The organism is Roseateles sp. GW821-FHT03B02 (genome assembly GCF_059421025.1).
Genome location: NZ_JBWKUV010000003.1, coordinates 337899 through 363190 on the forward strand (window position 1 = coordinate 337899; position 25292 = coordinate 363190).

General features: G+C 66.1%; 27 protein-coding genes and 1 tRNA gene. 14 read left to right on the forward strand and 14 right to left on the reverse strand.

Annotated elements, in window-relative coordinates; genetic code table 11:
• The first annotated feature begins 6 nt into the window (after window positions 1-6).
• From AC07VX_RS11335 to AC07VX_RS11365, 7 genes are all read left to right on the forward strand, one after another.
• Window positions 7-972: a YheT family hydrolase gene (locus AC07VX_RS11335; protein ID WP_493164831.1), complete on the forward strand. Its 966-nt coding sequence runs from the start codon at window positions 7-9 to the stop codon at window positions 970-972.
• Between the two features lie 81 nt (window positions 973-1053).
• A complete protein-coding gene (locus AC07VX_RS11340; protein ID WP_493164832.1) occupies window positions 1054-1587 on the forward strand; it encodes a DUF2946 family protein in 534 nt (177 codons plus the stop codon).
• A gap of 119 nt (window positions 1588-1706) precedes the next feature.
• Window positions 1707-2621, forward strand: a complete 915-nt coding sequence (locus tag AC07VX_RS11345; RefSeq protein ID WP_493164833.1) for a cohesin domain-containing protein — start codon at window positions 1707-1709, stop codon at window positions 2619-2621.
• 25 nt (window positions 2622-2646) lie between these two features.
• On the forward strand, window positions 2647-4176 hold the full coding sequence (locus AC07VX_RS11350; RefSeq protein WP_493164834.1) for an esterase/lipase family protein: 1530 nt from the start codon (window positions 2647-2649) through the stop codon (window positions 4174-4176).
• Window positions 4177-4183: 7 nt separating this feature from the next.
• Window positions 4184-5083, forward strand: coding sequence for a hypothetical protein (locus tag AC07VX_RS11355; RefSeq protein WP_493164835.1), 900 nt, complete (start codon window positions 4184-4186; stop codon window positions 5081-5083).
• Between the two features lie 93 nt (window positions 5084-5176).
• Window positions 5177-5887, forward strand: a complete 711-nt coding sequence (locus tag AC07VX_RS11360; RefSeq protein WP_493164836.1) for a dockerin type I domain-containing protein — start codon at window positions 5177-5179, stop codon at window positions 5885-5887.
• Window positions 5857-7023, forward strand: coding sequence for a hypothetical protein (locus AC07VX_RS11365; protein ID WP_493164837.1), 1167 nt, complete (start codon window positions 5857-5859; stop codon window positions 7021-7023). The genes AC07VX_RS11360 and AC07VX_RS11365 overlap by 31 nt, the downstream gene beginning before the upstream one ends.
• Before the next feature lie 56 nt (window positions 7024-7079).
• Here AC07VX_RS11365 and AC07VX_RS11370 read toward each other — a convergent pair whose 3' ends face one another.
• Window positions 7080-7619 (reverse strand): c-type cytochrome, encoded by a 540-nt coding sequence (locus AC07VX_RS11370; protein WP_493164838.1) that lies wholly within the window; start codon window positions 7617-7619, stop codon window positions 7080-7082.
• A 139-nt stretch (window positions 7620-7758) separates the two neighbouring features.
• Between AC07VX_RS11370 and AC07VX_RS11375 the strand changes: the two genes are divergently transcribed.
• The 5 genes from AC07VX_RS11375 (at window position 7759) to AC07VX_RS11395 (ending at window position 12026) form a co-directional block, all read left to right on the forward strand.
• Window positions 7759-7834 (forward strand) — tRNA-Arg (locus tag AC07VX_RS11375).
• Between the two features lie 368 nt (window positions 7835-8202).
• Complete coding sequence (locus AC07VX_RS11380; RefSeq protein WP_493164839.1) at window positions 8203-8931, forward strand: DUF5343 domain-containing protein; 729 nt, start codon at window positions 8203-8205, stop codon at window positions 8929-8931.
• Window positions 8932-9109: 178 nt separating this feature from the next.
• Entirely contained in the window at window positions 9110-9256 is a 147-nt protein-coding gene (locus tag AC07VX_RS11385) for a hypothetical protein (protein WP_493164840.1), read from the forward strand.
• Window positions 9257-9564: 308 nt separating this feature from the next.
• Window positions 9565-11262 (forward strand): Eco57I restriction-modification methylase domain-containing protein, encoded by a 1698-nt coding sequence (locus tag AC07VX_RS11390; RefSeq protein WP_493164841.1) that lies wholly within the window; start codon window positions 9565-9567, stop codon window positions 11260-11262.
• Window positions 11263-11291: 29 nt separating this feature from the next.
• Window positions 11292-12026, forward strand: coding sequence for a PaeR7I family type II restriction endonuclease (locus AC07VX_RS11395; protein ID WP_493164842.1), 735 nt, complete (start codon window positions 11292-11294; stop codon window positions 12024-12026).
• On the opposite strand, the gene AC07VX_RS11400 is transcribed toward AC07VX_RS11395, so the two are convergent.
• The 12 genes from AC07VX_RS11400 to AC07VX_RS11455 all read right to left on the reverse strand — a co-directional run bounded on the left by AC07VX_RS11400 (window position 11999) and on the right by AC07VX_RS11455 (window position 21972).
• Complete coding sequence (locus AC07VX_RS11400; protein WP_493164843.1) at window positions 11999-12601, reverse strand: recombinase family protein; 603 nt, start codon at window positions 12599-12601, stop codon at window positions 11999-12001. The genes AC07VX_RS11395 and AC07VX_RS11400 overlap by 28 nt on opposite strands.
• A gap of 112 nt (window positions 12602-12713) precedes the next feature.
• Window positions 12714-13016 carry a hypothetical protein gene (locus AC07VX_RS11405; RefSeq protein WP_493164844.1) on the reverse strand — a complete coding sequence of 101 codons (303 nt, stop codon included), beginning with the start codon at window positions 13014-13016 and terminating at the stop codon, window positions 12714-12716.
• Between the two features lie 238 nt (window positions 13017-13254).
• Window positions 13255-13917 (reverse strand): hypothetical protein, encoded by a 663-nt coding sequence (locus AC07VX_RS11410; protein WP_493164845.1) that lies wholly within the window; start codon window positions 13915-13917, stop codon window positions 13255-13257.
• A 30-nt stretch (window positions 13918-13947) separates the two neighbouring features.
• Complete coding sequence (locus AC07VX_RS11415; RefSeq protein WP_493164846.1) at window positions 13948-14328, reverse strand: hypothetical protein; 381 nt, start codon at window positions 14326-14328, stop codon at window positions 13948-13950.
• A 551-nt stretch (window positions 14329-14879) separates the two neighbouring features.
• The gene (locus AC07VX_RS11420) at window positions 14880-17012 is read right to left on the reverse strand and encodes an AAA family ATPase (protein ID WP_493164847.1); all 2133 of its coding nucleotides are present in this window, start codon (window positions 17010-17012) and stop codon (window positions 14880-14882) included.
• Window positions 17009-17383, reverse strand: coding sequence for a hypothetical protein (locus tag AC07VX_RS11425; protein WP_493164848.1), 375 nt, complete (start codon window positions 17381-17383; stop codon window positions 17009-17011). Before AC07VX_RS11425 ends, AC07VX_RS11420 begins: the two co-directional genes overlap by 4 nt.
• A gap of 4 nt (window positions 17384-17387) precedes the next feature.
• Entirely contained in the window at window positions 17388-17618 is a 231-nt protein-coding gene (locus AC07VX_RS11430; RefSeq protein WP_493164849.1) for a helix-turn-helix domain-containing protein, read from the reverse strand.
• A gap of 235 nt (window positions 17619-17853) precedes the next feature.
• Window positions 17854-18081 carry a hypothetical protein gene (locus AC07VX_RS11435; RefSeq protein WP_493164850.1) on the reverse strand — a complete coding sequence of 76 codons (228 nt, stop codon included), beginning with the start codon at window positions 18079-18081 and terminating at the stop codon, window positions 17854-17856.
• 230 nt (window positions 18082-18311) lie between these two features.
• Window positions 18312-18734 carry a hypothetical protein gene (locus AC07VX_RS11440; protein ID WP_493164851.1) on the reverse strand — a complete coding sequence of 141 codons (423 nt, stop codon included), beginning with the start codon at window positions 18732-18734 and terminating at the stop codon, window positions 18312-18314.
• Window positions 18731-19975 (reverse strand): tyrosine-type recombinase/integrase, encoded by a 1245-nt coding sequence (locus tag AC07VX_RS11445; protein WP_493164852.1) that lies wholly within the window; start codon window positions 19973-19975, stop codon window positions 18731-18733. The genes AC07VX_RS11440 and AC07VX_RS11445 overlap by 4 nt, the downstream gene beginning before the upstream one ends.
• 387 nt (window positions 19976-20362) lie before the next feature.
• Window positions 20363-21676 carry a type II toxin-antitoxin system HipA family toxin gene (locus AC07VX_RS11450; protein WP_493164853.1) on the reverse strand — a complete coding sequence of 438 codons (1314 nt, stop codon included), beginning with the start codon at window positions 21674-21676 and terminating at the stop codon, window positions 20363-20365.
• On the reverse strand, window positions 21673-21972 hold the full coding sequence (locus AC07VX_RS11455) for a helix-turn-helix transcriptional regulator (protein WP_493164854.1): 300 nt from the start codon (window positions 21970-21972) through the stop codon (window positions 21673-21675). The genes AC07VX_RS11450 and AC07VX_RS11455 overlap by 4 nt, the downstream gene beginning before the upstream one ends.
• A gap of 411 nt (window positions 21973-22383) precedes the next feature.
• Between AC07VX_RS11455 and AC07VX_RS11460 the strand changes: the two genes are divergently transcribed.
• Window positions 22384-23121 (forward strand): proteasome-type protease, encoded by a 738-nt coding sequence (locus AC07VX_RS11460; RefSeq protein ID WP_493164855.1) that lies wholly within the window; start codon window positions 22384-22386, stop codon window positions 23119-23121.
• A 259-nt stretch (window positions 23122-23380) separates the two neighbouring features.
• On the forward strand, window positions 23381-24427 hold the full coding sequence (locus AC07VX_RS11465; protein ID WP_493183888.1) for a PEP-CTERM sorting domain-containing protein: 1047 nt from the start codon (window positions 23381-23383) through the stop codon (window positions 24425-24427).
• On the opposite strand, the gene nadC is transcribed toward AC07VX_RS11465, so the two are convergent.
• Window positions 24424-25290 carry a carboxylating nicotinate-nucleotide diphosphorylase gene (gene nadC / locus AC07VX_RS11470; RefSeq protein WP_493164857.1) on the reverse strand — a complete coding sequence of 289 codons (867 nt, stop codon included), beginning with the start codon at window positions 25288-25290 and terminating at the stop codon, window positions 24424-24426. The genes AC07VX_RS11465 and nadC overlap by 4 nt on opposite strands.
• Window positions 25291-25292 lie beyond the last annotated feature (2 nt).

The window sequence follows — 25292 nt, forward strand, 5'->3', positions numbered from 1 at the left end:
GGCGCCATGCAGTACCGCGCCCCCCGCTGGCTGCCCGGCGGCCATGCCCAGACCATCTGGCCCGCCCTGTTCAGCCGCCAGCATGACGGCACGCCGCCCAGCTGGACGCGCGAGCGCTGGGACACGCCCGATGGCGACTTCATCGACGTCGACTTCCTGGCCGACGCCCCCGCCGGCGCGCCGCTGTTCGTCCTTTTCCACGGGCTGGAGGGCGACCGCACCAGCCACTCCAGCGTCGCCTTCGCCAGCGTGGCGCGCGCGCGCGGCTGGGCCCTGGCCCTGCCGCATTTCCGCGGCTGCTCGGGCGAGCTGAACCGCGGTCCGCGCGCCTACCACTCGGGCGACTACGAGGAGGTCGGCTGGATCCTGCAGCGCCTGCGCGAACGCCATGGGGAGAAGCTCCTCGCGGCCGGCGTGTCGCTGGGCGGGAATGCGCTGATGCGCTGGGCCGAGGAAGCCGGCGCAAGCGCCGCCCACGTCGCCCGCGCGGTCTGCTCGATCTGCTCGCCCATCGACCTCGCCGCCGCCGGTGCCGCCATCGACCGCGGCTTCAACAAGCAGGTCTATGCGCGCCGCTTCCTGCGCACCATGATCCCCAAGGCGCTGCGCAAGCTGCAGCAGCACCCGGGCCTGTTCGACGGCGAGCGCCTCAGCCGCGCGACGACGATCTACGAGTTCGACAACCTCTTCACCGCGCCGCTGCACGGCTTTCGCAACACCGAGGACTACTGGACCCGCGCGGCGGCCAAGCCGCATCTGCACCGCATCCGCATCCCGGCCCTGGTGCTGAACGCGCGCAACGACCCCTTCGTGCCCGGCAACAGCCTGCCGCACGCCGCCGAGGTGGGCGCCCATGTGACGCTGTGGCAGCCCGGCCATGGCGGCCATGTCGGCTTCGCGGCGGGCCGCATGCCCGGGCATCTGCTGACCATGCCCGAACAGGTCTGCGACTGGCTCTGGAGGCAACGCTGACTTCATGAAGCTCCCACGCTCGCTCCGTTCACCGCCCCCCGAGGGAGTGCATCAGCGCCTTCGGGCAGCCAGGCGCCGCTGATGGACCCCATCGTCGAAGCGGCCCTGAAGAAGTGGCCCAACGTGCCGCACTGCTACGGCTGGCTGGCGCTGGATGCGCGTGGCGACTGGTACATGCGCGACGAGCGCATCCAGCACGCCGGCCCCTTCCCCGCCGTCAAGGGCAGCCGCATCACCCACGACAAGCTGCGCGCCTTCATCGAACGCAACTACGCCGCCGATGCGGCCGGCGGCTGGTTCTTCCAGAACGGCCCGCAGCGCGTCTACGTGGAACTCGAAGACACGCCCTGGATCTGGCGCCTGCAGCCCGATGGCCGCGTGCTCAGCCACACGGGCGCCGAGGCCGCGGTGCAGTCCAGCGGGCTTGACGAGACCGGGCGGCTCTACCTGCTCACCGACCTCGGCCCGGGCCTGGTGCACACGGCCGACATGAGCCTGGCGGCCGACGCCGTCGAGCAGGGCCGCTGGGTGCCCGAGGCGCTCCTCTCCCGCGAGCTGCCGCAGCGCTTCGGCTTCGTGCGTCGCCCGGCGGCGCCGATTGCGACGGGCATGTGACACGCGAGTTAGGGGGCGCAAGCGAGCTAGGGATGGCCGCTGCGACCCGCTGCGCCTCATGATGGCCGAAAGCGCGCAAGGCTTGACCCCCGAGCCGCACGCCAATCAGGGAGGAGCCCATGCGGCTGATTAGTCTTCGTCGCATCGCCGCCGTGGCGATGCTCTGTGGGGCGGGTGCCGCGTCGGCCGCCACCGTCAACGTCAGTGCATCGGGCAGCCATCTCACGGTCGGCTCCACGGTGACTCTGAGCTTTGCGGTGTCGGGCCTGCACCAGGCCGGCACGGGGTCGCTCGCCGGCTTCGATCTCGACCTGCACTACGACGCCAGCCTGCTGCAGTTCCAGGGTGCCGGCTTCGTGGATGCCGCCAGCGGCAGCAACCAACTGGACCTGCCCGAACCGGGCGGCCTGGGATTTTTCGGTGCCGCCACCGCGGCGGGCGCCATCGTCGACGCCTTCGGACTGTCGGGCAACCCCTCGGTCGTGCTGGACGCGCAGCAGGCCGACGCCTTCGACTTCCTGACCCTGCGCTTCATCGCCCTGCAGGCCAGCACCGGTACCGACCTCGTCGTCGACCTGGCCGACCCCAACCTACTCTTCCTCGATGGCGCCGGCCAGTCCATCAACATGGCCTTCGGCGCCGCCCGTGCACAGATCGTCATCGACGCCCAAGGCGGCGGCACCCTGCCCGAGCCCGCGACACCGGTGCTGGCCCTCGCCGCCCTGACCGGCGCCGGCTGGGTCAGGCGGCGCGCCGGCCACGCGGCACTGGCACTCGGTCTCGCGCTGGCCGCCCCGCTGGCCAGCCACGCACAAACCAAGGCTGAAGCCAAGGCCGAGCCCACCCCCATCGACGTGCGCGTCATCGAAGTGGCCGGCAGCCGCGCCAAGGTGCGCGCCGACGATGGCCGCGAGTACTGGGTGACCGTGGGCCAGGCCCTGACGGCGGACAAGGTCGGCCAGCGCCTGCGCGGCCAGGCGCTGCCGCGCGGCGACGCCATCAAAGTGAACGCGCCGACCTTCTCGGCGAACTGATCCCTCCACCACCGGAGAACCTCCCATGAAGCCTAGCCTGCAGGCGCTTGCCGCCTTGCTGCTGGGGGCTTGCGTCTGCGCAAGCCATGCCCAGACCTCGTCGCCCTTCCCGCCTCCCACCGAGGACATGGGCAAGTACGTGAAGAACAGCGGCGGCGGCCTGGACACGGGCTGCACCTACCGCGGCGGCGGCCCGCTGGTCGTGCAGATCAAGCTGCCGTCCCCCGTCAACGACAGCATGCTCGACGCCGATGGCCGCATCCAGTCGGACAAGCTCGCCAAGCTGATCGCCGACAAGGTCGTCGGCGCGCGGGCCAAGGTCTCATTCCCGGTCTACGACATCGACGACAAGGCCGTCACCGACGGCACCTACCAGCCCGAGGTGGACCGCCTGTCCTGGAACAGCGAGTTCATCAAGACGCTCTCCGGCTTCAACAACACCTGGGTGAACGACAGCTTCGAGATCGACATCGCCAAGGTCAAGTTCGCCGGCCGCAACGTCGCCACCGGCGCGGTCAACGAGTTCAAGGTCGACATCGACACGGCCAACTCCGACGCCGAGTACTGGTGTATGAGCATCGACTGGGTGGGCGTCGAGTTCGATGCAGCCTACCCCTTCGTGCTGGCCCACGGCATCGCGGCCAACCGCGACACCTGGCTGCCCGCCGACGCCCCGGGCGTGATCGCCGAGATGGACAAGTCCGGCGTCGTCTACGACCGCTTCTCCACGGCCAACCCGAATGGCGCGGTGGCCACCAACGCCGTCGACCTCAAGGGGCAGATCCAGGGCTACCTGGACCCCTACAAGGCCAAGAAGGTCAACCTCATCGTGCACAGCAAGGGGGGGCTGGACAGCCAGGCCCTGGCCGCCATCAGCGCGCCGGCCTTCGACGTGCTGTCGCTAGGCACGCTGTCCACGCCGCACCGCGGCTCGGTAGTGGCCGACCTGACGATGCTGCAGCGCGCCGTCGCCACCGTCTACGCCAACAACGGCAGCGACCCCAACGGCTTTGCACAGAGCTTCGTCAGCAGCACGGTCGCCGGCATCGCCAGCGGCTTCGGCGCCGGCCCGCAGCCGCCCGGCCTCATCGACCTGACGACGACGGCGTCCAACAACGCCATCGCCGCCGGCATCCGCGGCAACGTCGCCAACACCTACACCATCGGCGCCGACGCCGGCCCGATGTGTGCGAGCGCGCCCACCAACGGCCAGATCGACCCGATGAACCCGATCAGCGGCGTGCCGCTGCTTGGCAGCTACACCTACAACGCGTTGCGCCTGGCCTACCAGTCCATCTGCAGCTATGCGTCTGCGGTGCAACTGAACTTCGAGGTGCTGCCCAGCTTCGACCCCAACGTGCCGCCCACCACCGTGCTGACCTATGCCACGGTCGCGGCGCCCGGGCCCAACCCCAACGATGTCGTCGTGGGCTTGACCAGCGCCAACCCCGGCTGGGGCACTCCGCTCGGCAACAACGCCAGCACCAATCACTCCACGGTCAAGAACGCGGGCAATGTCCGCAAGATCCTGGACAAGGCAATCCCGCTGCGCTGAGGCCGACATGAGCAAGACCATCCGCCCCCAACGCATCGCCCGCGCCCTGCCGCTGGCCATCGCAGCCCTCCTCGCCACGCTGCCCGCGGCCGTGCCGGCCCAGGCCACCCAGGGCCAGGCCGCCGTCGGCCTGCCGGTCACGCAGGCCGCCAACATCGTCAGCGGCCAGACCTCGGTCAGCTTCAAGCTGCCGGTGTCGGCCCTGGCGAGCATGCGGCTGCAGGTCACCGTGCCGGTGCCCGGCGTGGCGCTGACCGTGCTGGACCCGCAGGGCCAGACCGTGTTCGGCCCCGGCGATCCCGCTGTCGGCTTCCTGGACGGCTCGACGCTGTCCCCGCCCTTGCCCGGCGGCCAGTTCCTGACGCCCGACATCGCCTCGCCCGCCAACGGCGACTGGACCGTGCGCGCCGATTTCCCAGCTTCGCCCCATCCCACCGTGGCGCTGCTGACGACCTTCGCCCAGTCCACGCTGCAGGTCGGTCTGGTGCTGAGCTCCCAGGTCTACCGCGTCGGCAACCCGGTGCCACTGGGTCTGCTGGTTGTCAACAACGGCCAGCCGGTGGCGGGCCTGACGCCGACCATCAGCATCAGCAAGAACGGCGATGCGCCGGTGGTGCTGAACGCGCGCGACTCCGGCCAGCCGGCCGACTACGACGGCAAGGCCGGAGACGGCATCTACAGCCAGGGCATGGTGTTCACCGACCCCGGCAGCTACCAGTTGCTCGGCGAGGTCAGCGTCCCGCAGCCCGGCGGCGTGGCGCAGCGCAGCGCCCAGGCCCTGCTGGAGATCGTGCCGGCCAACTACCAGCTCGGCAGCGTCACCGGCACCGTCGTCAACGGCAGCGGCGGCTGCGTGGCCAGCCTGAACGTCGACACCCTCGGCTCGGCCAGCCTGGCCGGCACCTAAGCCACCGCGGCCACGCTGAAGAGCCCCGGCGGCAAGACCATCGTCAAGCGCAGCAGCTCCGACATCGGCGGGCCCGGCAGCGTCAGCACCCGCATGAACTTCAGCGCCGCCGAGATCCGCAGCCAGTTCGGCGAGGGCGGCGTGTTCAGTGTCGACCCGCTGGACGTGCTCTCCTTCATCGCCGGCCAGCCCTGGCTGGAAGTGCGCAAGGCCTCGGCCTTCAGCTTCCCCAGCATCGCGCTGGCCCAGCTCTGCGCCGACCCCATCGAGATCAACAACGGCGCCACCGTCGCCGGCACGCTACGCGGCCGCTTCATCGGCCAGCTCGACTTCACGCTGCCCATCCGCGTCGCCGCGGCCGGCAGCTACCAGGTGTCGTTCAAAGTCATCGACAGCAAGGGCGTCGAGGTCGGCCAGTTCGGCCTGACGCCCGCGTTCGCCGCTGGCACCAACAACGTCAAGGCCAGCGTGCCGGCCGATCGCCTGCAGCTCAGCGACGGCCCCTTCACCATCGACTCGGTCCTTGTCGTCGGCAGCGGCAACCGCAGCGCGCAGGCCTCGCGCGTGCCGGTGGCCAGCAGCGACTTCTCGCGCTGGCAGTTCTTCCCCACCATCACCGGCGACCTGAACGGCGACGGCGCGGTGGGCGCGGCCGACCGCGACATCGTCACCCAGGCCCGGGGCCAGGTGCCGCGCGTGCCGGGCGACCGGCGCGACATCAACGGCGATGGCAAGATCGACCTCCTCGATGCTCGCGAGGTCGTCAACCGCCAATGCGCCGCTGGAAGCTGCCCCCGCAACTGAAGCCCGCCGCGGCGCTGGCCGCATTCGCCGCGGGCGCTTCGGTGGCTGCGGCGGCCGATGTGGCCGTCGTGGCGCCGCCAGAGCCCGCGCTGCTGCTGATCCGGCAACCCCTGCCGGCCGGCGCACGGGTCGACCTTGCGCTGGACGTGGGCGGCGACGGCAGCGGGCGGCTCGTCTTCGGCACGCTGCGCACCGATGCCTTGCTGGCCGGCATCGCGCTGCTCGACCCCCAGAGCCGCACGGTCTGGCGGCACACCCCGGCCGAGCTGGGCGCGGTGCCGCGCGGCCAGACGCCGCAGCCCGGGCTGGGCGATGCCATCCCCCTGCCCGAGGTGCTGCGGCCGGCGCCCGGGCGCTGGCTGCTGCGCCTGGAGCGGGCGGGTTCCGCGGCCGCCCCCGCAAGGCTGGTATTGAGTTTTCGGGTGCTGCCACGCTACTCGCTGGCCTTCTGGAAGGTCGCCGAGCCCCCCGCCGCCGGCCAGCCGATGCTGCTGACGCTCAGGCCGACGGACATGGGGCGCCCCGTGCAGCAACCGACGTCGCTGGCGCTGCAGGTGCTGCCACAGTCGCCCGGCGCTGCCGCCATGGCATTGCAGGCGCGCCAAGACCTGACCGGCCCGACCGGCGCACGCATCAGCGCCGAGCCCGGCGTCTATCTGGCGCAATGGCGGCCGCCGCAGGCCGGGACCTACGAAATCCAGGCCGCCTGGCAGCCACCCGGCGCCACGGTGCCGCTGGTCGCAGTCCAGCGCGTCGACGTGGCCGCGACGGCCGGGCAGTTGCGCTTCAGCGGCGTGAGGGCCGAGGGCCTGCCCGGCTGCGTGCGCGAACTGGTGCTGGACTTCACGGTACAGCTGGGCGCGCCGCCCGGCGCAGCCTCCGTGCACAGCCTGGCCGTCCGTGTACTGGGTGCAACCCAAGCGCGGCAGGTCAGCGCCGCGGTGACGCTTCAGGAACGCGGCCGCAGCAGCGTCGAACTGCGGCTTTCGCATGCCATGCTGCTGGCCCTGGGCTGGCCACTGCAACGCATCGAGTCGAGTCAACTCACGCGCTTCTCGCCCGACCTCAAGGTCTTGCTGACCGACGAGCCAGTCGAGCTGGCCGGTCTGCTTCCTGCAGCGCCGCTTTGCCCCTGAGCCCTGGAAACGACAAGGGCCGCCGAAGCAGCCCTTGCGTCAATGCAACTCGAAGCTCACTGCGCGGCTGAAGCGGCCGCGGCCGGCATCTTGGGCTCGTCGAACTTGGCGCCGCCCTGGTTGGCCATGTAGACCACGGCACGGCTGACCTCGAAGTCGCTGAAATCGCCGCCGCCCTGCGGCCCCATATTGCCCTTGCCCTTCAAGGCCGAGTGCACAAGCGCCTCGAAGCCGCTCTTCACGCGCGGGCCCCAGGCTGCGGCGTCGCCCAGCTTGGGGGCGCCCGCGGCACCGGTAGCATGGCAGGCAGAACACTGGGCCTGGAAGACCTGCTCGCCCGTCTTCATGGCGCCAGCGTCGCTGGCGTCCTTGACCTCGACACGGGCGACGGGCGCAATGCGCGCCGCAACCGCCTGTGCATCGAAAGCGCCCGTGCCGGCGGCCGGCTTGTGCTCGGTGGTCACGTAGTTGGCCAGCAGGATGATGACGACCACCGGCACCACGAAGGCGAACAGCACGGCCCAGGCGAGCTGCTTGGGGGTCTTGATCGGTCCGGTGTGGGCGTCGTCGTGGTCGTGATCGTGGCTGGCGCTCATGGATTCCTCTTGTCGATCTTCGTCGGTCGGGTCTCTCGTCATGCCGGCGCTGCGCGCGACACGAAAAACCGCCGAATTATAGGCAGGCCGGAAACGCCCTCCGACGGGGCAGACCCCCACTGCTAGAATCCATGGCTTCGCGCCCGTAGCTCAATGGATAGAGTACTGCCCTCCGAAGGCAGGGGTTGTTGGTTCGATCCCAACCGGGCGCGCCAGTTAAAACAAGGGATTGGGTGGATTTAGGCCAAGTGCCACACCTGACCCCAAGTGCACAGCAAGTGCATCTAAGCCGTACAGAGCCCGCCATCGAGCGGGCTTTGTCGCTTCTGGCTTCAATCAATCGCACCGTCTGGCATCGCTGTACAGGATCGGCGACTTCAGGACCCCACGGCTGCGCGCCAGCCAAGTCCAGACGTCTGCACAAACGCTGCCCCACGCCACGCTGAACTTCTGCTGCACACCATGTGCAGCTGCAGCAAATACCGTTTTCGGTACGTTTCGGTAATCTCTGCTGCGGTGGATTTGCATGTCGCTGACGACTCCTGATAGACTCGCGGAAACGACGTGCAGAAGGAGCCATCTCATGACCGATTCGACTGCGAAAACCACGCCACCGGCCTACGTGTCATTCCAGGCTTTTGTCAATTTCATCAACAAGTTGCGCGAGACCAGTGTTCCGCAGCGTATCGACCGCAGTTTGATGGGGAGTCAGTCTGGCTCCTTGATCTCTGCGCTGATGGCGTCCTTGCGATCCTTCGAGCTGGTCGACGACGGCCAGCGCCCGACGCCGCTAATGCGACAGCTCGTAACCGCGAACGACGAAGACCGCAAAGAAGTCTTCAAGCAACTCTTCCAGCAGGGCTACGCCAGCATCCTGAGCGACCCGGACTTCCACCTGGAGACCGCCACCACGGCTCAATTGACGGAGAAGTTCCGCGATGCGGGTGTGAGCGGCAGCACGATCGCGAAGTGCATCGCGCTGTTCCTGAACCTTGCCAAAGCGGCGGGCGTCACTGTGTCTCACCACATCAAGGCACCGACCGTCCCCCGCACGAACGGCAAGAAGGTCGCCAAGGGTCAGGCCAAACGCGAGGTTGAGGCTGAGGTCGATGCTGGTGGCGCCGCCGACGTGGACACCGAGGGTGACAACGAAGACGTTGAACGCTTCGAGATCCCGATCCCTGGCAAGCCCAGTGTTCGCGTGATCGTGCCCCGTGACTTGGACGGCGACGACTGGGAGATGCTGCAAAGCATGATCACCGTCTACATCAGGCGCTGGAAGGGCTTTAAGCCCGGAGGTGGACAGCCATGAGGAGATGAGCCGAACCCGGTAGTTGCGCCCGCTGCTACCGGGGGGCAAAAGGATGGCCCTGATGACGTCGTTTCTTCGCGGGAGCAAACGTCAACAGGGCCGAGGCGGGCACCGACCGAACGACCGGTTTTCCCTACACAACCTATCCGCTGGAGGCCAGCAGAAAGGAGGTATATGCGTGAAGCAACTGAAGTTGCCGCTGCCGATCCCTGACGGGTACGAGCTGGTGTTCCGTCCGTGGATCACCCTCAAGAACGGCAAAAAGCTCTTCGCGTCGCAAGTCGGCAAGCGGGCGTTCCCGCTGGTCGTGCCTGTGAAGCGCTGATGAGCTAGCTGGCAACTGGTCGTTCACGATGCGGAGGCAGAAGCTGAACCCTTCTACCCTCGCTACATCCAAGCGCGCCCGGCAGTGTAATCCGCTGCCGGGCTTTTTCGCTAAGTGCGCCGCCGCTGCGTTGTTGCATGTTGCACGGTCGCACCGGCCACGGCGGACGCTAGACGGTCGCTGGCGACGTTTTGGGGCCGGAGGGTCGGCTACCCCCTCGGCAGGGCTGATGCGGTGCCCCTGCGCGTTGCGCACAAACCGCCCCGGGGCTCGTCGGCGAGTGGGGGCCTGGACTCGATAATCGCTTCATGGCTTTCACCCTATCAGTCGAGCAACCCGGGCTCCCCGGCATGTGCCCCATCGCGGACGCGGTGGAGAAGCTCGCTCACGACTCCGATCACAGCGAACGGGGCGCAATCTTCACGCGCCGTGAGGTGGTGAATTTCATGCTGGACTTGGCGGGCTACACGGCTGACCGCCCGTTGCACCGGATGCGCCTGCTGGAGCCGTCGTTCGGTGGCGGTGAATTCCTGCTGGCGGCGGCCTCGCGGCTGCTGGCAGCGGCCAAGGTTGCTGACGATGCCGGCGACTTGGCGAACTGCATCCGTGCCGTTGAGCTGCACGGCAACACCTACACGGAGACGCGAGTCAAGACTATCGGCCTGTTGGAACAGTCGGGTTTGTCGTCGAAGGAATCGCGCCGCGTGGTGGATGCGTGGCTGCTGCACGGCGACTTCCTACTCTCCGAACTGCCGGGCACATTCGATTTCGTGGTGGGCAATCCGCCGTATGTGCGCCAGGAACTGATTCCGGCCGCGCTGCTGGCTGAGTATCGGCGGCGCTATTCATCGCTCTACGACAGGGCCGACCTCTACGTGCCGTTCATCGAGCGTTCGCTTGGCCTGCTGGCGGACGGCGGGCAGTTCGCATTTATCTGCGCCGACCGCTGGACGAAGAACAAGTACGGCGGGCCGCTGCGCGCCATGGTGGCGAAGGCGTTCCACCTGAAAGCGTATGTGGACATGGTGGACACGCCCGCTTTCGACTCGGAGGTAATCGCCTATCCCGCCATCACCCTGATCGAACGGGCTGCACCTGGGCCGACCTTGGTTGCCAAGCAACCGGGCCTCGTGGCGACCGAATTGGCGAAGCTCGCCAGCACGCTACGGGCCGGGAAGCCGTGCGCCGAACTGGACGTGGCCGTAGTGGAGCAGGCAGGCATCGGTTCGGAACCGTGGGTGCTGAGTTCTTCCGGCAAGCGTGGGCTCCTGCGGCGCTTGGAAGCCATGTTCCCCACGCTGGAAGAGGCTGGCTGTAAGGTGGGCATCGGTGTAGCCACGGGCGCGGACAAGGCGTTCATTGCGCCCATGGCTGAACTGGACGTGGAGCCGTCTCGCAAGCTGCCCCTCGCCACGACGAAGGACATTGCGAGCGGCGAAGTGCGCTGGCTTGGTCTGGGTGTCGTCAACCCGTTCGAGGACGACGGCAAGCTGGCCGACCTTGCGAAGTATCCGAAGCTGCGCGCCCACCTTGAGCGGCACCGCGAAGCCATTGCAGGTCGTCACGTTGCGCAGAAGGCCCCGGCGAACTGGTATCGCACCATCGACCGCATCACGCCCTCGCTGGCTGCGCGGCCGAAGTTGCTGATCCCGGATATCAAGGGTTCGGCGCATGTGGTGTACGAGGGCGGCGAGCTGTACCCGCATCACAACCTGTATTTCGTGGTCTCCGAGGAATGGGACTTGCGCGCCTTGCAGGCCGTATTGCTGTCCAGCGTGGCGCGGCAATTCGTGGCCGCGTATTCCACGACGATGCGGGGCGGCTTCCTGCGCTTCCAGGCTCAGTACCTGCGTCGAATCCGTCTGCCGAAATGGGCAACCGTACCCGACGCCATGCGCGCCCGGCTGGCCCAGGCTGCCGAATCGCTGGACATGCCTGAATGCGATAGGGCGGCTTGCGAACTCTACGGGCTGACGGCAGACGAAGCCGACATGCTGGCCCGCTGAAGAACAACACAAAAGGGAGAACGAGTTACATGGCACTGAATCTCTGCGACTTCGAGAAGAAAACGAATTCGGCAATCAAGGCTTTCTGGCAGACCCGCGACGACGCGAAACGGAAGCAAAAGGAATCTGGCAAGTCAGACCAAGGCGAGCGCGCTGGTGTCACCGGCGGCAAGAACATGGACGGCTTCTCGGATCTGGTGATTGACCTGGTCAAAGCGAACGGCCTGCCGCATGCAGAGATTCACCAGAAGCGCGCCGTGCTGACGCTGCCGGGATTCTTCCGCCCGACGAAGCTATGGGACTTGCTCGTGATCGACAAGGGGCGGCTCATCGCGGCCCTGGAATTCAAGAGCCATGTTGGGCCATCGTTCGGGAACAACTTCAACAACCGAACCGAGGAAGCCATCGGCACTTCGCACGATCTCTGGACGGCTTACCGTGAAGGCGCGTTCGGCCAGCAGGAACGCCCGTTTGTGGGCTGGCTGATGGTTGTCGAGGATGCCCCGGAATCGCGCGCACCAGTGCGCGAGTCGTCGCCGCATTTTCCCGTGTTCCCTGAGTTCGCGGGCTCGTCCTATCTTCAGAGATACGACATCCTGTGCCAGCGGCTCGCCAAGGAGCAGCTCTATTCGTCGGCTTCCGTGATTGCCACGCCCCGGTCAGCGGTGGCGGATGGGGCCTATCTGGAGTTGTCGCCCATGACCGGCCTGCGGTCCTTCGTGGCCTCGCTGGCGGGTCACATTGCCGCTGAGGCTGCCCGGTAGCACGCCCGCTTGACCGTGGCGACCGAGCATCCGAAGTGCTGGGCCGTTGCCGTGATGCTGGCCGCGTGATCGGCCCGCCACTGCGCCACGACTTGCGGGTCGTGCGCCTTGGGCCTGCCGAGTGATGCTTTGCCGCGATGCGTGCGGCCCGTGGTGGCGAGGGCCTGCCGCGCCTTCTCCCTGCCTGCCTGGGTGCGCTCGCGGATGCGCTGCCGTTCCATGTCGGCAACCTGCGCCAGCACGGCCAGGATGAGTTCGCCCACGCCACGGGCGATGCGGCCCAGGCCCTGCACCTCGACGGCCACGCCCTTGTCCAGCAGCTTGCGGACGGTGGCCTGCACGTCCAGGGCATCGCGGCCCAGGCGGTCCACCGCGTAGACGTGCACCGTGTCGCCCTTGCGGCAGTAGGCCAGCAGCCGGGCAAAGCCTGGGCGCTGCGCGGCGGGCACGGCACCGCTCACGCCCTCGTCGGCGAACTCTTCATCGAATGCGCCCGCGCCTGATTGCAGGGCGTGCCGTTGGGCTTCGATGGACTGGTCAGCACCGCTGACGCGGAAATACGCGAGTTGGGCCACGTTTCGGCTCCTAGCTCAAAAGGTGCCGACCCGCAGTTGAGCCGGCTCAGTTCGGGTGATGGGTGACTTGCGAGCCTGCCCGCAGCGGATGCGCCGGGGGTGGCTCAGTACGTCAACCTTTTGAGCGGTTCGCGCTGCGCTGGAACATGCGGCCGACGATCTCCCAGCCGTGCTTCCGTGCCGTGCGCGAGCAGCACACGATCAACTGTTCGCCGTTGCGAGCCAGCACAGGGCGGCGGCGCAGGCCATCGAAGGCCACGGTGCCCGCCTCACCTTCATCGCCAACGGGAACGGGCTTGTGAACACGGGGGCCGATGCGAGTGGCTTGAGCTTGCGACATGTTGAACTCCTTGGCGTTTGGGCTTCCGCGATGTGCGGTTGATTCATGTTCAGGAAAGCCGATCCAAGAACGCAAGAACTTTCTTCAAACGACTGCCAACGCCAGCCCCGGGGGTGGTGGAACTGTGGAGCGCTGGCGGCCCGTGTAGCCCCTGCGCAGACCCAGCATCCCCACCACGCGGAGGCCTAGACGGTCGCTGGCGACCTCTTTGCGGCTCGGGGTCGGCTACCCCCTCGGGTTTGGGCCTGGGTGCCCCTGCGCCTGGGGACGATACCGACGGTTTCGTCAGGCGCAGGGGCTGGGCCGGGGACAGTTACTCGGCGGACAGGCTGCGCAAGATTGCGCTGGTCTCGGCCTGCACTTGGTCAGGGTTGCCGACCGCGATAACAAGCTTGCGAAGCGGGTTGCCACCGAACGCGGCCAGCTCAGGGAAGGCCGGAACTTCCACGGCAGCGGGCGTCCACGGCGCGAAGTTGCCAGCCTCCGGGATGGTCGCCAGCGCCTTGGCGTGTGCAACCACTTTGCGCAAGGCCAAGCCCAACGCATTCGCAGCGGCCACGTACTCGGCGGCGGCAGCCTCGGCGGACTCGCGGACCATCGCGGCGCGAATCTGGTTGCACACGTTCTGCGCGACCTGCGCTGCCGGGACGACCGACTGATATCGCTGGCTGACGAGTTCGTTTTCGCGGTTGAGCTGCGCAATCACCGTGTCGGCACCGGCAGCATCGGCGCGGGCCTGTGCTGCGCGAGCGTTGGCGGCCTCGGCTTCGGCGTCGGTGGCTTCGCCCAGGATGCGCCGTGCGCCGACCTGCGCGGCTTCTTCCGTCAGTGCGTCGGCAGTGCGCTTGAGGCCACCCACGCGGCGGATTTCAGCGGCAATCTTGGCGCTGGCTTCGGACAGCTTCTTCTGAACGTCCGCTTGGGCGCGGACTTCGGATTGGGCGGCGGCGAGTTGTTCTTTCAGAGAGGTTTGCATACGAGTCTTTCAGGAATTGGGTTGTTGGGATCAGCGGCTGCGCATCAGCTTGTTCAACTGATCGCGGCCGGTGGGGGTTGCCATGAGCTTCTTGACGAGCACCTTCGCGGAGGCTTTCGCCAGCAGGCCCGTCGCGCCGTTGTTCACGGCCCAGGCGTGGAGGGCGTCGTCAGAGAGCGGGCGGACGCCGTACATGGGCACGGCACCGACCACGCGGCTGAGGAAGACCAGGAAGTAGCCCGCATCGGGGTCGCGGTACAGGACTTCGCCCTTGCCGTTGTCGTGCACGAGTGTTGCCCGTCGCGTCGAGTAGGTCTTGCCGTCGATGGACTGGGCGAAGGCGGGCGGCACCGACGAGGGGGCCTTCTTGGAGAGTTGCCCGGCTTTGCGGGCGGGTGCAGGTGTTGCCATTGGATTTCCTTTCGGGTTGAGGGGCGCAGGGGCAGCGCCATAACTTGCCAACTGCATGACTCATGCTGCCTAGGGTTTCGTCGTGGTGGCAAAAAATCTCGGTTGGCTGCCCGCCCACGCGACCCGCAAGGGGCGGGGGTCGGCTACCCCCTCGGGACGGGCGCTGCGGCTCGCCTGCGGCCCGTCTAGGCCGACGCGTGGGGCGACGGTGCGGCACGGGCTGGCCGTGGGTGCCGTTGTGGTGTCGGAGTGGCGGCCCGATGCCCTTCAGCTGAGGTGTCGGGAGAACCGGATTTCTGGCGAGGGATTTCTATTCCTCTCGACGTTCGGACGCGCGAGAGGGGTGGGGCTGCCGTGTGTCGTCACCATTCAGCAGAAGCGGGGGCTGGTGCTTCGGCCGATACGGTGAAGCGAGTTCCATATGCGTGGCGGTTCGGCTCAGGTAGTGGTGTGGTGGTGCTACCCCATAAAGGGGCTGCACCACCACCACCACACCACGGTGATTCGGAGTGATTCTTGAGTGATTCGGGAATCACCTGGCATCACCTGCATCACCCGCGAGTTTTGTCTTGCTCGGCGAGCCAGTCTTCGCCGTCATGAGTGACGGTGCATAGCTTGCTATTGCCACCCCCCGGCTCCACGCGAATCCACCCCAATTCCGCGAGGCCATTGAGGATTCGGGTTCGCTGCTTGTCGTCGTAGTTCATCTTGCGAGCGATTTCGTTGTACCCAGCGCCTGGATTTGCCATCAACCACGGCAGAACTCGCACGGCCTCCCCCGACCACTCGCGCCTCTTGTTATCTGCAACTTCTCGCGCCTTGATCTCAGCGACCTGGAATTGGCTGGCACGTCCCAGTTCACGGGGCACCAGTAGCGGACCCCGACGGTCGAACATCATGGTGCCCAGGCTGTCCGAGTAGTTGTGCTTGACATGCTTGAACACCGCGACGGTCTTCGCCTGTTCCGCATCCATGCCGTAGTTGGCGGCATCCTTGGCGGGCATGCTCACCATGACAGCCACCGACCGCGAGTTGTCGGCGAATGCGGACGCGCCGCGCAGCGAGCCTTGATTCACGTCGGCAAGCTGCTGGAAGCCCCCTTGCTTGTTCATGTGGTGAAGGATGATCACCGCCACGCCTGCCATCTTGGCAATGTGTGACAGCGTTTGCATGAACGCCGCCATGTCCTCGTTGGACTTCTCTTCGAGCTGGTGCGTGTAAACCGCAGGGTCCAGCACGAGCACCTTAATTCGCTTCTGGCTCAGATAGTTGATTAGCCAGTTGACCCGCTCGGTGCGCTCGGCGCTGCTGTAACGGTCGGACTTCTTCATGAGCAGCCAGGACAGCGCCACTTCATCCGCCGCGTAGAGGCGCAGGTTCTCGTTGATGCTGCCGTGCACGTCGTATAGGAGCCTGACCATGCCGTCTTCCGCCTCGCTAAGCGCTTCAGCCAAGGCGTGGACGCGCTTGTGGAGTTCCAGTTTGTCGTCCTCGTAGGACACATAGAGTGACCGGACCGGACCATGCGGCGTGAACCCGGCCCAGTCCATACCCAGCGCACCATAGATGAGGAGGTTCAGCATCAGCATCGACTTGGAGACGCCGCCCGGGCCAGCCAACACGGTGACCTTCCCAACGGGCGCAAACTTCTCCCAGGCCCATTCCCGTTCCTCAGGTTTGGTGTTCAGGTAGTGCGTGACGCGGGCCTCTTCGTCGAACGCGTCGAAGTCATCCATGACGCCGGTACGGGCCTTCTCGTCGCTGGTGAGGTGGCCGTTCTCAGTCAGCCAGTTCACGAGTCCGCCGTAGTTGATGGGGTCGTGACTGGTGGACATGCACTTGAACGCTGCCTTGGGGTTGCCGTCAAAGTGGGCTTCGTAATAGACGGTCTTGGATTCGCTCTCGGTGCTGTGGGCCTCGTGGTGCGGACACTGTACGAAGTGCATCCCCTTGTGCTTCAGGTTCGCGCGCAGGTACATCCCCGCTTCCTTCAGCGCGTGCAACACCGGGTCGGGTCGTTCGTCGGGCATGTCGGCGGGCTGGCCTGGGGTGGCCTTCTTGCGTGTCTTCTGGCGCTCGATGGCCCACGCCTCGCCCGAGGTGTAGCCTTCCCAGTACGCGCCGCCCTTCAACTTGGCGGGTAGGAACATCGGCTGTGACAGTGCCCACGATTCGGGCCTGCACCACGGACCGATGTCGAGCCGTTCAGCGGCGCGTTGTGTGCTGGCCCGCAACACATCTTCCGTCAGGTCACCGCCTTCGATGGGCTCGCGCAGGGGCAGCACTACGCGATAACGAGGCCGGTCGCGCGTGTGACTGATGGACGTGTAAACCCAGCCTTCAGACTCAAGCAGTTCAAGCGTCTCAAGCACGTCCTGTGGCGGTGGCGGCTGCTCGCCGTCCGGGTCGGGTTGCTCAATGTCGAGGGTCAGCAAGTGGCGGGCCTGGACGTTCTTGTCGTCCCGCGTGCCGTCAATGGTGCCGCCGACGAAGTACGGAAGGCCGTTCTTCACACGGCCGCGTTCCTTCTTGTCCATCGAGTGATACGCATCGCTCTGAACGCCGAGCGGCAAGGGCTTCTTGAACCTCTCGCGCATGTCGGCCAGCGTGCCGCCCTCGGAGGGCTTGACCCGCGTGTTGCGGACGCCGCCGTCCGTGACGTAGGAATAGTGAATTTCCGTCATGGCTTCTGTGCCTTGTCAGGCCAGCGGTGACCGGGCTGCTTGAGCCATTCCCGGCCAGCGTCGGTGATGGTGTGCATACGAGATTGGCCGTAGGCTGTCGGCTGCCACGGCTCGAATTCGATGAGCCCCATTTCCTTCGCCATTTGACGAAGGGGCGCGTACCTTCGGGGCTCCGAGCCGCAGGACACGTGCTTCAAGACGTTTGAGGTGGTGGGTCCGTTCTCGTCCAAGTGCGTGACCAGCCTGCGCAGCGCGACGGGGACATGCGCGGGGCGCTGCTGCACGGGACGGGCGGGACGCTTGGCTGCACGGGCGGCGCGCTTGCGGGCGTTGCGCTGGGCACGGGCTTCTTCGGTGTTGAGTCGGGGCATGGTGTCAGTCCTCCTTGGTGGCAGCGGCGGCCAGGAACCGCTCGACCTCAGCGGGGGTGAACAGTTGCTTGCCCCTGATCCACGTGGGCCGCAGGTGCCCGTCGCGCACCAGCCGATAGATCGTGGTGCGGTGGCAGCGCAGGCGCTGGGCCAGTTCGAGCAGGCTGATGAGGGTTTCGAGTTGCAGGCCCGATCCGGTAGCGGGGGCCGTGGTGGTGCTGGGTGTCTTCGCCATGTTGAGTGCCTCGGAAATGGAAACGGCCACCCCACTGGCAGCCGCTGTTGGTCACTCTAGGCAGCAACGTCGGGACGTGGTGGGAAACGTCCTGCGTCGCGCAGCTCGCGGCGATACCGACGAATACGCGGCGCGTGTTTTTCCAGTGGTGGCGAGGAGTTACGTCGAAACCGACGCTGGTCTTGTCAAAGAAGTCGGCGCTGTGCTAGCGACGAAAGTGAGCGGTACTGGTGGGCTACTGGCCCCGCGCCAGCCGGGCAACGTGGCGCTCCATTTCCTGCACGGTGACCATCCGGCGGCGTCCGTGCTTGTACGTGCGCAACAGGCCCTGCGCGATATCGCGGTAGAGCTGCTTCTTGGAACGCCCGCAGGCGATGGCGGCTTGGTCCATCGTGTAGGCCAGCGGCTGGATGAACGGCTCGGGCCTTGATGCGCGACGGATGGTGTCGGTGGCTTGACTCACAACGGGCTCCTATTGATCTCGTTTGCGCTGGTTTGGCGCGTTGGGATCAATTGGCGCAGTCCAGGCCAGTTGCGGCCATGCCAACAATTGCGCGGATTACTGCCGTTGACGCCCGCGCCGAGGCCGTGGTGCGGGCCCGTGCAGGCTGCCGCAGCATGCGCGCCGAGGGGGTAGCCGAGGCCAGCCCCCAAACGGACCGCCAGCGACGGATTTCCCGACCTGCCGGGGCCTTACACGGGCTGGAACTCTTCCTGGGCGCTTGGGTCGTCGGGTAGTCGGCCCTCTGCGGGGATGGCCTCTTCTTCGAGCAGCATCTCTGCGATGCGCCGGAACCGGGCCACGCGGCGATTCATGGTGTGCAGCTTGGATTCCGAACCGACGACGAGCAACGCGGCCTCGTCCTGGTTGAGCCCCTTGTTCGCCGCCACCAGTTCCAGAACCTGCATGACCCGTTCAATCTCGGCCTCGCGCTGTTCTGGCGCCATACGTGGCCTGCCTGCCTTCGCACGCTTCAGCCCCAGGGCCTTGTCTGCCGAAGTGCCCGCCGCAATGGCGGCGACGGCTGCATCCAGTGCATCTAGGTCGGCCACGCTCTGCGCCTTCCCGTTGCGCGCCCGTGCGAGCACGCGGCGCAGGGCGTCCAGGCCCGTCACGCTGGCACCCCGCCAGAGATGCGTTCGATGGCGGCTGCCTTGTGTTCGCTGGAGAGGTGGGCGTACCGCAGCACCATCTTGATATCTGCGTGGCCCAGGAACTCACGAAGGGTGTTCAGGTCGCCGCCCGCCATGACGAAACGCGAGGCGAAGTGGTGCCGCATGTCGTGCCAGCGGAAATCTTCGATCTTGGCCCGCTTCAGCAGCGGTGCCCAGGCCGTCTTGACGTCCGTGAACGGCTTGCCTTCCTGGCCGGGAAACACCAGTCCGTTGATACCGCCGGTAGCGTCCTTCCACGCGCTGAGCACGCGGGCAGCCTCCGAGTTCAGGTTGACGTGCCGCAGCTTGCCGGACTTCGCCACATCGGCGCGCACGGTCAGCAGCTTGCGGTCCAAGTCCACATCGGCCCAGGTCAGGTTGAAGACCTCGCCCTGCCGCAGCCCGGCATTGATGGAGAGCAGCACCATCGGCGTGAGGTGGTCGCCGTAGGTGCCCTTCTCGGGCATCAGCGGCAATCCACGGGCCGCCCGCCATGCGTTGCCGCTCTCGCGCTTGGCCCGCAGCTCGGCATCCCGTTCGGCCAATGCTGCCCGGAGCCGGGCCTCCTCTTCCGCCGACAGGAATCGAACCTTCTTCGTCGTGACCTTCAGCTTCTTCAGGCGTTGCAACGGGTTCGCTTCCAGGGCGCCCCACTCCACGGCTTTGGACAGCACGGAACTCAGGGCGACCAGGTCGCGATTGACCGTGGCCTTGGCCGTGCCGCCGTTGATGCGGTCGGTGCGCCACCGCTCCAAGTTGGAAAGGCTGACCTCTTCCATCCGCTGCCGGTAGAACTTCTTCTCGAAGCTGGCCTTGAGCCGGGCCAGCGTGGCGTCCGCCGACTTGCGGTGCGCCTTCACCCACGGCTTGTAGTGGTCGTCGATGAACTCTTCCAGCGTGGCCGACTTGAACTTGGACTTGGCGAACGCCTCCGGATCGACCAGCACGCGCCGCGCCGTCTCTTCGGCCTGGGCCATCGTCAGAACGCGGGTGGAGCCAAGCCGGACACGCTTGCCGCGCCCGATGACGACCCAATAGTTCATGTTCCCCGACGGCTCGCAGCGCATCAGCAGCCCGGGAACTTTGTCCGACCGCAGCTCGAACGGGCTAGCCTCGGGTTTGGCCGTTTTGAGGGTGGCGGCCGTCAGGCGTGGCCGGGCAATCCGGATGGGAGGGTGAATGGGAACGACATTGGTGCGCACAGTGGGCTCCGCGATAGCAAGTGCAATGCAAGTGCATCATTGTGCCCAGAGCGGCTCCGTTTGACACGGAACGGCACAGATAAGTTCTTTTGAATCAATAACTTATCTTGCACAGCAACAACTTAGCCGGACTGAATTTTGCCCTCCGAAGGCAGGGGTTGTTGGTTCGATCCCAACCGGGCGCGCCAAATCGGGGCCTTGCAAGTTGCTGACTTGCAAGGCCTTTTGCGTTTTTCGACTACCGCGCGGATATGACGGGAATACGAAGTGGGCCCAAAGTGGGCCAAACGTACTCCCGAAACGCGCACGACGACGCTCTGGGCCGGGTCAAATCAGGCCCTGGGATCTGACGCTACTCAGCGTCGATGGCTAACTCGGCGATCGAGTTCACCTGGCGCGCGGCCGACGCGATTTGGGCGCTGCCGGCACGGGAGTGACGGGCGTATTCGCGGCGTTCTCGCGGTACTCTCGATGCGCTGAAAACGCGGCCGCAGTGACCGCGATGTCTGCGCCCGAGATCCCGGCCTTGCGCGCAAGATCTGCCCACCCGTCGACCGCGCTGGCCACGTCCTCAACAATGGCAGCACCGCGGTCCGTCGTGAGGCCATAGAACTCGGCCGTCGTCAGCACCGTGGCCAGACTCGGTCGGTTGTCCGAGTCGTCAATGCTCAGCACATGCTCGGCCTTGTCGATGTTTGGATTGACGTCGAAAGCGGGGGAAAGCCGCCAGCCTTCCTGGCCGAGCAGGAAGCCATGGTTTCGGAGATGATCGTCTCGATTGCCAACCGCGACGTTGAAGGCGACCCGGCGGAAGAGTTGCTCCAGGTCGCTGGCCACGTGCGCCGGATCTCCGGCCGTCCTCAGGAACTGGGCCAATTCCAGGTAGCTGACGCCCTCGCTCTGGTCTCGGCGCAGCAGCGTCATGGCGGAGGCGTAGAAGCGCCGCTTGCCTTCGGCGCGATCGAATCTTTGGATGCAGAAGGTGTGGAACTCGTTGTTCAGTTGGACCACCTTGGCGGGCGGAACATCGATTCCAGCCTTGTCGGCCATCGTGTGGATCACCGCTTCCCAGGCACCGATGTCGCGGTCATCGTCGCGAGATGGGAACTTGCCGATCCACAGCGCGCCATCCTGCTCCGAGAAGTTTGCCTTGGGCCGGGCACCGCCCAACGACGCGCCCGGCACTACGAGCACCACGAGCCAGCGGCGCAGTGCGTCCAAGTCGTCGATACGCTTGCTCGTCAGAAGCGTGGCAACGGACTCCAGCTCACGCAGGCTCGTCTCCGGTGGCGCCGCCATCTTCTCGTCACCAAGGAATTCGTCGGTGCCTTCGATTCGGAACCGCAGTGCACCCTGCCGAGTGAAGTCCTGGACACCGATGAGGAAGTCCCATGCGTACAGCGTTCGAGGTTTCTCATTGGCATCTTTTGCCTGAAGTGCCTCGCGCCTCTTCATCAGCGTCTGGCCCCAACGGTCCGGCGACGAGTCCAGGAAGATGCCGAAGTTCCCGGCCTCTGGCTTCGGGAAGAAGGGTTGTTCATCCAGGGAGAGGTCCGGATCAAGCATGAACGCCTTCGCGTCCTTGATCCACGCCTTGTCATAACTGAAGCGAACCTGACCCCGGTCATGGGAAAGTGTGCCGACGCGACGCATCTCGTCCAGGTCGCTGTCGAGCCAAACCTCCAGATCCGAACCGCTCATTTCGCGCTCTCACGCTTGATGGCGGCGGCAGTACGTCCGGACTTCGGCGGGGAATCCATCTGGAGATCCTGCAGCTTCCTCCCGACCTGATCGTCGGCTGCCACCCTGTCGATGTCCTTGTCCAACCCGAGTACCGCAAGCACTCGCAGATACGTGCCTAGCGTTGCGCCGGGATCTCCAGCTTCGACGTTGTACAGCGAGGTACGGGAAATGCCGGCTCGCTGCGCCACCGTGGTGGTGGTCAGCTTGCGGCGCAACCGGGCAAGACGCACGCGCTCGCCCAGCGCAGCGAGCATGCGCTGCTCCTGGGGAAATATAACGGGAGGTTTGCTGGGCATTGGTTCGGCCGGAATGGACGAAACGTTCACCATTATGGACAGAACGAAAGGTTTTTGTCCAAAATGGTGATGCAACCAGGCTGTATCAAAGAGGAACGCTTTCGAGGCCAGGGCTCCGGTCTGCCTCAAAGTTTCACAGTTTCTGTCAGAGCCATGCCTCGGTGCCGGCGCACTGAAGCATCCCGAGGCAGCCCGTGGTCCGCGAGAGCCCTCTTCCCAGAGAGCCAGGTCTGATGGTGGAACCCGCCATCACGCGCCATCTGGCTTCTGCCAAAGCGCGATGACCAGCAGGCTATGGATGACCCACAGCACGGCACCGGCAACGGCCAGCCGTAACATGACCGCCAGCTCATTCGCCGGGACTTCCCCATGACCTACTGCGTCGCCATGCGCCTGCGTGCGGGCCTGCTGTTCGCATCCGACACGCGCACCAATGCCGGCGTCGACCACATCGCCAGCTTCCGCAAGATGTACCAGTTCCAGATCCCGCACCAGCGCGAGATCGTCATCCTGACCGCAGGCAACCTGGCGACGACGCAATCCGTCATTTCCGTGCTGAACCAGCGCCTGCACGGCGAGGGCGAGCACCTGCTCAACGTCCCCACGCTCTACGACGCCGCCGTGCTGCTGGGCCGCACGCTCAAGGAGATCGTCGCGCGCGACAGCGACCCCCAGCACAACGGGGTGGATTTCGGCGCCAACATGCTGCTCGGCGGGCAGATCCAGGGCGAGGGCCCACGCCTCTTCCACGTCTATCCGCAGGGCAATTTCATCGAGGCGACGGAAGACACGCCCTACTTCCAGATCGGCGAGAGCAAGTACGGCAAACCCATCATCGACCGCGTCATCCGCTACGAAACGACGCCGCTGGACGAAGCCGCCAAGTGCACCCTGGTGAGCTTCGACTCGACCATCCAGTCCAACCTTTCGGTAGGCCTGCCAATCGACATGCTGATGCTGCGCGCCAACCAGTTCGAGCAGGCGATGAAGCCGCCTCACCGCATCGAGCGCGACGATCCCTACTTCCAGGCGCTGCGCAAGGGTTGGAGCGCCGGGCTGCGCAAGGTCTTCGACGACCTGCCCAACGAACCCTGGTTCGACGCCTGAGGCCGCAGAGCTGCGGGAGCTGCCATCTCCGCGCGCGAAATCTGACAACGCTGTCCATTACCAATCCATGTCGAGCGACTTGACACCCGATTCAGGGGGGTGAACGCATCTGAGCCTGAATCAATGACTTAGAGAGGCTGGCCCGATTAATGCTCACCTTTGGATACAAAGTCCAAACTCCAATGAGAGGTGATCTATGAAGAAGGCTTTCAGGGGCGTCCGTTCGCAGTGGCTGCTTGCCCTGCTCCTCCCAACCGGCATGGCCACCGCGGCACCGCTGCCGGTCTACACGCCGACCTATCCGTCGCCCAACTCCGCCTGCGCGACCTACGGCAACTTCGTGTCCTGTTCGACCAAGGTGCTGGACAACCTGGCCTCCCGCGGCTACACCGGTTTCACTGGGCCGTACGGGTTCGCCGCCAGCCAGGGCGCGCTGCTCGACACCATCGTCGTCACGACCAACAACGGCAACATCCTGAACAACGGCGACCAGATCAACCCGTCGGAAAATGCCTTCTCGTCGCAGAACGGCGGCAACAAGAAGTATTTCTACACCGGCGACGCCAACGACCCCCTCAACAACGGCGGGCTGGCCAATGACACGCCCTACAGCTGGGACATCGGCCTCAGCACCCTTAACCAGAAGCTGACCTTCGGCGGTGCCTATCACCAGATGGCCATTGCCTTCGACTTCAACAACCCGCAGAACAGCACGGCCAGCCTGCCGATCTGGGCGCTGGTGACGATCCGCGACACCGACGGCAACAAGGTCAACAAGTACTTCGAGACCCAGAATCTCGATCTCAACGACATCTTCAAGGATCCGACGGCGTTTTCGTCGACCAAGAACTTCGACGGCAGCGCCATCACGACACCCGGTGCGAGCGACTTCGGCATGACTGTGGGTGCCATTTGCGTCGTCGACGACAAGGTGTCCTACCCGTCGCCCGATGGCGCCAGTTGCCCATCCGGCGGCCAGCTCGTCAACACCAACCAGGCATCCAACACCGCCGAGTTCATCAACTACATCCCCGGCCTGGACCTGAAGGGACTGCAAAGCCAGGGCTATGACACGATGTCCGTGCAGGTCTGGATGGGCTGCTTCAACACCTTGGGCAAGAACGGCAACCCCGACCCGACCTCGGGCCCGGCCCTGGCAGGCGGTGGCTCCGTCGGCCCCTGCGACACCGGTGGCTTTGGCGACATTTTCCTGATTGCCGGCTCCGAGATCAGCCGCGTGCCCGAGCCCGGCACGCTGGGCCTTGTCGGCCTGAGCCTGCTCGGGCTGGCGCGGCGTCGCCGCTAAACCGGCCCCAGCACCCGCATCGAATAATCCACGGCCCTGACGTCCTTCGTCAGTCGGCCGATGGAGATGCGGTCCACGCCGGTGGCGGCGATCCAGCGCAGCTGATCCAGCGCGACGCCGCCTGATACCTCCAGCAGCGCGCGGCCGGCGTTCACGGCGACGGCTTCGCGCATCTGCGCTTCGCTGAAGTTGTCCAGCAGCACGCTGACAGCGCCAGCGTCCAGCGCCTCGCGCAACTGGTCAATCGTCTCGACCTCGACCTGGATGTCCACGCCGGCCTTCAGCGCCTGGGCCGCGCGCAGGGCGGGGGCCACGCCGCCAGCCGCGGCGATGTGGTTCTCCTTGATGAGGATGCCGGCATACAGCGCCAGGCGCTGGTTCTGCCCGCCGCCCACGCGCACCGCGTACTTCTGCGCCAGGCGCAGGCCCGGCACGGTCTTGCGCGTGTCGAGGATGGCGCAGCCGCGCGGGTTGGGACTGGCGCCGGCCACCGCGTCGACGTGGGCGCGCGTGATCGTCGCCGTGCCCGACAGCAGTTGCAGGAAGTTCAGCGCCGGCCGCTCCGCCGACAGCAGCGCGCGGCCATCGGCCTCGATGCGGCAGACGATGCTGTCCGCCGTCATGGCCGCGCCTTCGTCGTAGAGCCAGTCGATGCGGGCCGTCGAATCCAGCGCGGCGAACACGTCGTCGAACCAGTCGCGCCCGCACAGCACCGCCGCCTCGCGCACCCGCACCTGGGCCGCCACGCGCCGGCCTGCGGGCACCAGCAGGGCCGTCCAGTCGCAGTGGCCGATGTCCTCGGCCAGCGCCTCGTGGATGTTGCGCGCGCGCGCCTGCGCCAGCGTTTCTTCAGCAGAGAACATCG

Coding starts and splice junctions, on each gene's coding strand:
- AC07VX_RS11430 (WP_493164849.1), bottom strand. CDS start 17,618: ATGGCGAAGACACCCAGCACCACCACGGCCCCCGCTACCGGATCGGGC.
- AC07VX_RS11350 (WP_493164834.1), top strand. CDS start 2,647: ATGAAGCCTAGCCTGCAGGCGCTTGCCGCCTTGCTGCTGGGGGCTTGC.
- AC07VX_RS11460 (WP_493164855.1), top strand. CDS start 22,384: ATGACCTACTGCGTCGCCATGCGCCTGCGTGCGGGCCTGCTGTTCGCA.
- AC07VX_RS11425 (WP_493164848.1), bottom strand. CDS start 17,383: ATGCCCCGACTCAACACCGAAGAAGCCCGTGCCCAGCGCAACGCCCGC.
- nadC (WP_493164857.1), bottom strand. CDS start 25,290: ATGTTCTCTGCTGAAGAAACGCTGGCGCAGGCGCGCGCGCGCAACATC.
- AC07VX_RS11335 (WP_493164831.1), top strand. CDS start 7: ATGCAGTACCGCGCCCCCCGCTGGCTGCCCGGCGGCCATGCCCAGACC.
- AC07VX_RS11390 (WP_493164841.1), top strand. CDS start 9,565: ATGGCTTTCACCCTATCAGTCGAGCAACCCGGGCTCCCCGGCATGTGC.
- AC07VX_RS11360 (WP_493164836.1), top strand. CDS start 5,177: ATGAACTTCAGCGCCGCCGAGATCCGCAGCCAGTTCGGCGAGGGCGGC.
- AC07VX_RS11450 (WP_493164853.1), bottom strand. CDS start 21,676: ATGAGCGGTTCGGATCTGGAGGTTTGGCTCGACAGCGACCTGGACGAG.
- AC07VX_RS11420 (WP_493164847.1), bottom strand. CDS start 17,012: ATGACGGAAATTCACTATTCCTACGTCACGGACGGCGGCGTCCGCAAC.
- AC07VX_RS11410 (WP_493164845.1), bottom strand. CDS start 13,917: ATGCAAACCTCTCTGAAAGAACAACTCGCCGCCGCCCAATCCGAAGTC.
- AC07VX_RS11355 (WP_493164835.1), top strand. CDS start 4,184: ATGAGCAAGACCATCCGCCCCCAACGCATCGCCCGCGCCCTGCCGCTG.
- AC07VX_RS11395 (WP_493164842.1), top strand. CDS start 11,292: ATGGCACTGAATCTCTGCGACTTCGAGAAGAAAACGAATTCGGCAATC.
- AC07VX_RS11345 (WP_493164833.1), top strand. CDS start 1,707: ATGCGGCTGATTAGTCTTCGTCGCATCGCCGCCGTGGCGATGCTCTGT.
- AC07VX_RS11465 (WP_493183888.1), top strand. CDS start 23,381: ATGGCCACCGCGGCACCGCTGCCGGTCTACACGCCGACCTATCCGTCG.
- AC07VX_RS11365 (WP_493164837.1), top strand. CDS start 5,857: ATGCGCCGCTGGAAGCTGCCCCCGCAACTGAAGCCCGCCGCGGCGCTG.
- AC07VX_RS11455 (WP_493164854.1), bottom strand. CDS start 21,972: ATGCTCGCTGCGCTGGGCGAGCGCGTGCGTCTTGCCCGGTTGCGCCGC.
- AC07VX_RS11370 (WP_493164838.1), bottom strand. CDS start 7,619: ATGAGCGCCAGCCACGATCACGACCACGACGACGCCCACACCGGACCG.
- AC07VX_RS11415 (WP_493164846.1), bottom strand. CDS start 14,328: ATGGCAACACCTGCACCCGCCCGCAAAGCCGGGCAACTCTCCAAGAAG.
- AC07VX_RS11340 (WP_493164832.1), top strand. CDS start 1,054: ATGGACCCCATCGTCGAAGCGGCCCTGAAGAAGTGGCCCAACGTGCCG.
- AC07VX_RS11380 (WP_493164839.1), top strand. CDS start 8,203: ATGACCGATTCGACTGCGAAAACCACGCCACCGGCCTACGTGTCATTC.